This window comes from Thauera phenylacetica B4P (assembly GCF_000310225.1).
Lineage (GTDB): Bacteria > Pseudomonadota > Gammaproteobacteria > Burkholderiales > Rhodocyclaceae > Thauera > Thauera phenylacetica.
This window is the reverse complement of record NZ_AMXF01000202.1, coordinates 1-7,380: the sequence shown is the minus strand read 5'-3', so window position 1 is coordinate 7,380 and position 7,380 is coordinate 1. Positions and strand designations below refer to the sequence as shown.

The following is a 7,380-nucleotide window of genomic DNA, read 5'->3' as shown; positions in this document are numbered from 1 at the left end:
GCGTCGGGGTCGACCTGCGGCAGGCGGGGCGGCGGGCGGCCCGCGCGCACGTGGGTGATCGGCGTGCGCGTGCCGGCCTCGGGGTCGAAGATCGCCTCGAGCGTGGCCGCGACGTGGCTGACCACCACCGCCTCCTCGTCCTCCGACCAGGTCGTCACCGGGATGCCGGCCACCGGCACCAGCGCTTCGCCGCGCCAGTCCGACAGCCCGCGCGCGAGCACGGTGTCGCCGGCCACCACCCGTAACAGGGCGCCGCCCAGCGCATCGCCGCTCGCGGGATGCGCGAGACTGACCCGCAGCGCGCACCAGTTGATGCCGAGGCGGGCGCCGGGTGCCGGATGGAGCGCGATGGGGCGCGCGGCGAACAGCGAGTCTTCGCCCGCAGCCGCGGGGTCGCGTGGCAGGGCGATTCGGGCCAGGCGCGGGAGGTATTGGCCGGCGGGGTCGACGATGGACACCGTCAGCGCCAGGCTGCCGGGCGCGGGCAGGGCGGGCGGAGCGTCGAAGGCGGCGGCGTGGGGCGCGAGCGCTGCCCATTCGTGGATGACGTAGAGCCCGCTGCGGTTGCGGGCGATGCGCGCGCCTTCCGCCGTCACCCGCAGCGGCGCGACGACGGTGGCGGCGGTGATGGCGTCGATCGGCCGCAGCGCGGCCAGCACGCGCCATTCGACGCGCTCGAGCTCGCGCAGCGCGTCCGTGTTCATGAGGCGTCCTCCGCGTAGCGGAAGCGGCCGGCGACCACCGGGCGATGCTGCGTGTCGTCGCGGTCGGGGTCGATGCGCACGAGACGGGCGACCCAGGAGACGGACAGGCGGTAGGACGGGCTCAGCGCATCCCAGATCCGCATGAGGTCTTCGGTGGGCAGTTCGGAGGGGACGATCTGGACGACCTCCTCGCGGTCCCAGCCGGCTTCGGGCGTCAGCGACGAGGCGTCGAGCACCGGATGGCGATGCAGTTGGCGAAGCGCCCAAGTCATCGACACCTGCTCGTCCTCGGGGGTCATGCCCCAGGCGCTCATCAGGTAGTGCAGGTCGAGCCCGAGCGGACCGGCGCCCCCGGCCTCGTCGCGCAGCCGGGCGCTCTGGCGGCGGTGCTCGTTGACCGAGATGCGGTACAGGAACAGCGTGATGCGGTTGCCTTCCTCGATCTCGCCGGCGAGCTGGCCGGCGCTCACGAGCTCGAAGGCGCACGCCGGCAGCGCCCGCCCGCCGCTCTCGCCGGGGTAGGTGTTGCGCAGGAAGGTCACGATCGAGCTTCCCACCGAATGCACGCCGAATACGTTCGCCATCTTCGCTCCGTGTCCTCGCGTCGCCGTCAATGCGTCCGTTTCGCGGCCGGGGGCACGGTCGCGATGTAGAGCCGGCGTCCGTCGGGAGTGCGTCGGACGCGCACCGTACCGAACTCGACCAGTCGCTGCAGCGCCTGCGTCACCGTGTCGGCGTCGGTGTCGATGCCGCGTGCCGCGAGCCACCAGCGCGCGATGCCCTCCGCGCTGTCCGCCGCCTCGGGGTGGCAGGCGAGATAGGCCTCGATGGCCGCCATGACTTCCCCGAGGCTTCGATCCTCCATGCTTGCCGCCTCCCGACAAGGTCTCGCGGGCATTGCAGCGAGTTCCGTGCCAGCGCCGAAGAAAAAGGGGAAAAGGTGTTCGAATCATGGGTTTGTAGTTCATTCTCGACGCTCCTCGGTCGTTCCGCCTGCGCATGTGCCGGGTCGAAAGCCACCCGCCCGAAGGACGGGGCCGATACTGCGCAGGCCGCGCGGGACAAGGCGGGCGTGCGGATTGCCGCGGTGGACGCGGGGCCGGGTCGGGCGCGTCGCACCGGGTCGTCGGTGACCCGCGCCCGTTTCCGGGGCCGCGATGCACCGTCGCAGTGCGCTTGCGGGGCGGAATTGGTGCGCTCGATGCATGGATCCCCCGCAGACAGCCCGTCTTTGGTGGGATTCGGGGCGTGCATGGTTCTTGCTCGGATCTCCTCGGTGTCCGTACCGCCTGCGAGGCCTCCCGTGTCCATCCATGTCAAGCTCAACCACATCACTCGTTACCGCTACGACCGCCCGGTCGCGCTGTCGCCGCAGGTCGTGCGCCTGCGCCCGGCGCCGCACTGCCGCACGCCCATCCACGCCTACGCGCTCAAGGTCGAGCCTGCCGGCCACTTCATCAACTGGCAGCAGGACCCGCAGTCGAACTATCTCGCGCGCCTGGTCTTCCCGGACAAGACCACCGAGCTGCGCATCGAGGTCGACCTGATGGCCGAGCTGTCGGTCATCAACCCCTTCGACTTCTTCCTCGAGCCGGCGGCGGAGAAGATCCCCTTCGCCTACGAGGACGCGCTGCGCATCGAGCTCGCACCCTACCTGGCGAAGGCGCCGGCCGCCGCGCTCGGGCCGCGCTTTCGCGACTATCTCGGCGCCATCCCGCGCGCACCCAAGGCCAGCGTGGACTTCCTGGTCGCGCTCAACCAGCGCGTGCAGCAGGACCTCCGCTACCTGGTGCGCCTGGAGCCGGGCGTGCAGGCCCCGGAGGAGACGCTGACGCTGGCGAGCGGCTCCTGCCGCGACTCGGCCTGGCTGCTGGTGCAGCTGCTGCGCCACCTCGGGCTGGCGGCGCGCTTCGTGTCGGGCTACCTGATCCAGCTCGTGGCCGACGTGAAGTCGCTCGACGGCCCCTCCGGCGCCGCGGCGGATTTCACCGACCTGCACGCCTGGTGCGAGGTCTATCTGCCCGGCGCGGGCTGGGTCGGGCTCGACCCGACCTCGGGGCTCTTTGCCGGCGAGGGCCACATCCCGCTCGCCTGCTCGCCCGAGCCCTCGTCGGCAGCACCCATCACCGGCTTCAGCGACGAATGCGAGTGCGAATTCGAGCACCACATGAAGGTCGAGCGCGTGTGGGAGGCGCCGCGCGTCACCAAGCCCTACAGCGATGAGCAGTGGGCCGCCATCGAGGCGCTGGGCCACCGCATCGACGGTGACCTGAGCGCCCACGACGTCCGCCTCACGCAAGGCGGCGAGCCCACCTTCGTGTCGCTCGACGACCGCGACGGCGCGGCCTGGAACAGCGACGCGCTCGACCCGCAGAAACGTGATGCGAGCAAACCGAGCAAGCGCACCCTGGCCGAGAACCTGATGTTCCGCCTCAAGGACCACTACGCGTCCCGCGGCCTGCTGCACTTCGGCCAGGGCAAGTGGTACCCGGGCGAGCAGCTGCCGCGCTGGTCGCTCAACTGCTACTGGCGCCGCGACGGCGAGCCGATCTGGCACGACCCGGCGCTGTTCGCGCGCGAGCTGTCGGGCACCGCGGTGGACGAGGCCGTGGCGGCGCGCTTTCTCGCCCGCGTGGGCGAGCGCCTGGGCGTGGATGCGCAGTGGATGATGGCGGCCTTCGAGGACACCTGGTACTACCTGTGGCGCGAGCGCCGGCTGCCGGGCAACGTCGATCCGCACGACTCCCGCGTCGACGATCCGCTGGCGCGCGCGCGCCTGGCCAAGGTCTTCGACCAGGGCTTGAAGCAGGTCGTCGGCCACGTGCTGCCGATCGTGTGCGATCACGCCGGGGCCGGCCGCTGGAGGAGCGGACCGTGGTTCCTGCGCGCCGAGCGCCTGTACCTGATCCCCGGCGACTCGCCGATGGGTTACCGCCTGCCGCTGGATTCGCAGCCCTGGGTGGGCAAGGGCGACTTCCCCTGGATCCACCCCGCCGATCCTAACCAGCCCTTTCCGACGCTGCCGGCGCACGCCGAGCTGCGCCAGCAGCTGCGGCCGACGGGCACGACCCTGGGCGCCGACAGCGGCCTCGGCTTCACCGCCCAGGGCGGCGGGTGGACGCCGGGCCGCGTCGAGCATGCCGGCTTCCATGGCGTCGAGGGGGCGGAAGGTGAGGCTGCGCTACCCCTGCCCGGTGCCGCCGAGGCCGCGCTGGCCACCCGTGACGAGCGCATCGACCCCGCCCGCCCGCCGCGCCTGCACGAGTCCGCGGCCTGGATCACCCGCAGCGCGCTTTGCGCCGAGCCGCGCGGCGGCCTGCTCCACCTCTTCATGCCGCCGACCGCGGCGCTGGAGGACTACCTGCAGATCGTCGCCGCCATCGAGGACACCGCCGCCGAGTTCGCGTTGCCGGTGGTGCTCGAAGGCTACGAGCCGCCGTCCGACCCCCGGCTCGCGAGTTTCCGCATCACCCCCGACCCGGGCGTGATCGAGGTCAACATCCACCCCGCGGCAAGCTGGGACGAGCTCGTCGAGCGCACCACCACGCTCTACGACGAGGCTCGCCAGACGCGCCTGTCGACCGAGAAGTTCATGCTCGACGGCCGCCACACCGGCACGGGAGGCGGCAACCACTTCGTGCTCGGCGGTGCCACCCCGGCCGATTCGCCCTTCCTGCGCCGGCCCGACCTGCTGCGCAGCCTGGTGAGCTACTGGCACAACCACCCCAGCCTGTCCTACCTGTTCTCGGGGCTCTTCATCGGCCCCACCTCGCAGGCGCCGCGGGTGGACGAGGCGCGCCACGACTCGGTGCATGAGCTCGAGGTCGCCTTCGAGCAGTTTCCCGAGGCGGGCAAGCAGGTCCCGCCCTGGCTCGTCGACCGCCTGCTGCGCAACCTGCTCATCGACGCCGGCGGCAACACCCACCGCTCCGAGTTCTGCATCGACAAGCTCTACAGCCCCGACAGCGCGACCGGCCGGCTCGGCCTGCTGGAGCTGCGCGCCTTCGAGATGCCGCCGCATGCGCGCATGAGCCTCGCCCAGCAGCTGCTGCTGCGCGCGCTGATCGCGCGCTTCTGGCAGCAGCCCTACGCCCCCGCCCGCCTGCGGCGCTGGGGCACCGAGCTGCACGACCGCTTCCTGCTGCCGCACTGGGTGGCGGAGGACTTCCGCGATGTCGTCACCGAGCTGCGCGAGTTCGGCTACCCCGTGGCCTTCGACTGGTTCGCGCCGCACTTCGAGTTCCGCTTCCCCAGGTACGGCGCGTTCGCCGCGCGCGGCGTCGAGGTCGAGCTGCGCATGGCGCTCGAGCCCTGGCACGTGATGGGCGAGGAGGGCGCGCCCGGTGGTACCGTGCGCTATGTCGATTCCTCGGTGGAGCGCCTGCAGGTGAAGGTCTCCGGACTCAACGACGACCGCCACGTGCTCACCTGCAACGGCCACGCGCTGCCGCTGCAGCCGACCGGCACGGTGGGCGAGTTCGTCGCCGGCGTGCGCTACCGCGCCTGGCAGCCGCCGTCCTGCCTGCATCCGACCATCGGCGTGCATGCGCCGCTGGTGTTCGACCTCGTCGACGGCTGGATGCAGCGCTCGATGGGCGGCTGCGTGTATCACGTCGCGCATCCGGGCGGGCGCAACCACGAGGCCTATCCGGTCAACCCCTACGAGGCCGAGGGTCGCCGCCTGGCGAGCTTCACCACCACCGGCCACACGCCCGGCCGCGTCGCGCCCGCGCCGGCCGAGCGCAACGCCGACTTCCCCTTCACCCTCGACCTGCGCCGCCGGAGCTGACGCGCCATGCAGGTCCAGCCGCAGCGCCCGCCCGAGCTGCTCGCCCGCTACGCCGCGCGGCCCGACCGCTACGACGAGCTCTGCCAGCGTATCGGCAGCGTCGTGGTGCTGCGGCCGCACTGGCGCGACTTCTTCCACGGCCTCGCCGCCATGCCTGCCGACGAGCTGTCGGCGCGGCGGGCCGCGCTCGGCCGCCAGATCCACGAGAACGGCATCACCTACAACGTGTATGCCGACCCGCGCGGCTTCGCGCGCCCATGGGAGCTCGACCTGCTGCCCTACATGCTGCCGGCGGCGGAGTGGGCGCAGATCGAGGCCGCGGTGATCCAGCGCGCCACGCTTTTCGACCGCATCCTCGCCGACCTCTACGGCGAACAGGTCCTGCTCGAGAAGGGCCTGGTGCCGCCCGCGCTGATCTACGGCCACAGCGGCTTCCTGCGCCCGCTGGTGGGTGCGCGCCCGGCGGGCGGGCGCTTCCTGCACCTGTATGCGGTGGACCTGGCGCGCTCGCCAGACGGACGCTGGTGGGCGGTGGCCGACCGCACCCAGGCGCCTTCGGGCGCGGGCTACGCGCTGGAGAACCGCAGCGTGGTCGCGCGCGTGCTGCCCGAGCTCTATCGCGCCGCCGGCGTGGAGCCGCTGGTGCCCTTCTTCGAGGGCTTCCGCGACAGCCTCGCCGATCTCGCCCCGGCCGACGGCGCGGTGGCCGGCGAAGACCCGCTGGTCGTGGTGCTCACGCCGGGGCCCTACAACGAGACCTACTTCGAGCACGCCTACCTCGCGCGCGAGCTGGGCTTCCCGCTCGTCGAGGGCCAGGACCTCACCGTGCGCGACGACAAGGTCTGGCTGCGCACGCTCGATGGCCTGCGCCGCGTGCATGTGATCCTGCGCCGGGTGGACGACCTCTGGTGCGACCCGCTCGAGCTGCGCGAGGACTCCGCGCTCGGCGTCGCCGGCCTGGTGGCGGCGGTGCGCGCCGGCACGGTGACGGTGGCCAACGCGCTCGGCAGCGGCATCCTCGAGACCGGGGCGCTGCTCGGCTACCTGCCGCGGCTGTGCGAGCATCTGCTCGGCAGCAAGCTGCGCATGCCCTCGGTGGCGACCTGGTGGTGCGGCGAGCCGGCGGCCTGCGACTACGCGCTGAAGCACCTGCGCGAGCTGGTGGTGAAGCCGGCCTATCCCACCCTCGGGGCCGGGCCGGTGTTCTGCGGCGACCTGCCGGCGGCGGAGCTCGACGCGCTGGCGGCGCGGATCGCGCGGCGGCCCTTCGACTTCGTCGCGCAGGAGCGCGTGAACCTCTCGCAGGCGCCGGTGCTGGCGGGCGGGGAGGGCAGGGACGGCGGAGGCGGCAAGGACGCATCCGCCCGCCAGGCGCGCGCGCTGGTCGCGCGCAACATCGGCCTGCGCGTGTTCGCGGCGGCCAGTGCGGAGGGCTTTCGCGTGCTGCCGGGCGGGCTCGTACGGGTGGCCTCGGAGGCCGACATGCGCATCGTGTCGATGCAGCACGGCGGCGGCAGCAAGGACGCCTGGGTGCTCGGCTCGCCGGCGCGGCCGCGTCCGCTTCCGCGCATCGTGCCCGGCCAGCTCGCGCCTCCGGCCGGGGGCGCGCGCGTGCTCGGGCTGTCGAGCCGGGTGGCGGAGAACTTCTTCTGGCTCGGCCGCTACAGCGAGCGCGCCGACTCCGCCGCGCGCCTCGGCCGCGAGACGCTGGCGCGCCAGGAAGAGTGGGGCGAGGGGGGCGAGGCCTCGTGGCTGGGCGAGGACGGCAAGGTGACCGCGGCGCTGCAGGCGCTGTGCCGGCAGCGCGGCCTGCTCGCCGCCGTGGCGGGGGAGGCGGGCGTGGCGGGGGAGGCGGGCGTGGCGGGGGAGGCGGGGGAGGCGGGCGTG

Annotated in this window: 5 protein-coding genes; 2 read left to right on the top strand and 3 right to left on the bottom strand. The window is 72.9% G+C overall.

All coding sequences use genetic code 11. The features are described from left to right. The 3 genes from C667_RS18090 to C667_RS18080 form a co-directional block, all read right to left on the bottom strand. Positions 1-704, bottom strand: a 704-nt coding sequence (locus C667_RS18090; RefSeq protein WP_004373906.1) for a hypothetical protein, incomplete at its 3' end; no start/stop codon positions are given. Continuing rightward, the gene (locus C667_RS18085; RefSeq protein WP_004373904.1) at positions 701-1,288 is read right to left on the bottom strand and encodes a Pvc16 family protein; all 588 of its coding nucleotides are present in this window, start codon (positions 1,286-1,288) and stop codon (positions 701-703) included. The genes C667_RS18090 and C667_RS18085, both read right to left, overlap by 4 nt. 26 nt (positions 1,289-1,314) lie before the next feature. Next, the gene (locus C667_RS18080) at positions 1,315-1,569 is read right to left on the bottom strand and encodes a hypothetical protein (RefSeq protein ID WP_157302406.1); all 255 of its coding nucleotides are present in this window, start codon (positions 1,567-1,569) and stop codon (positions 1,315-1,317) included. A 438-nt stretch (positions 1,570-2,007) separates the two neighbouring features. Between C667_RS18080 and C667_RS18075 the strand changes: the two genes are divergently transcribed. Both C667_RS18075 and C667_RS18070 read left to right on the top strand, forming a co-directional pair. Next, a complete protein-coding gene (locus C667_RS18075; RefSeq protein WP_004373896.1) occupies positions 2,008-5,493 on the top strand; it encodes a transglutaminase family protein in 3,486 nt (1,161 codons plus the stop codon). Positions 5,494-5,499: 6 nt separating this feature from the next. Beyond that, positions 5,500-7,380: circularly permuted type 2 ATP-grasp protein (locus C667_RS18070; protein WP_004373890.1), on the top strand; the 1,881-nt coding region annotated here is incomplete at its 3' end.

Bases quoted from the DNA above. Each gene is read 5' to 3' on its own strand.
- C667_RS18085 (WP_004373904.1), bottom strand. From the start codon at position 1,288: ATGGCGAACGTATTCGGCGTGCATTCGGTGGGAAGCTCGATCGTGACC.
- C667_RS18080 (WP_157302406.1), bottom strand. From the start codon at position 1,569: ATGGAGGATCGAAGCCTCGGGGAAGTCATGGCGGCCATCGAGGCCTAT.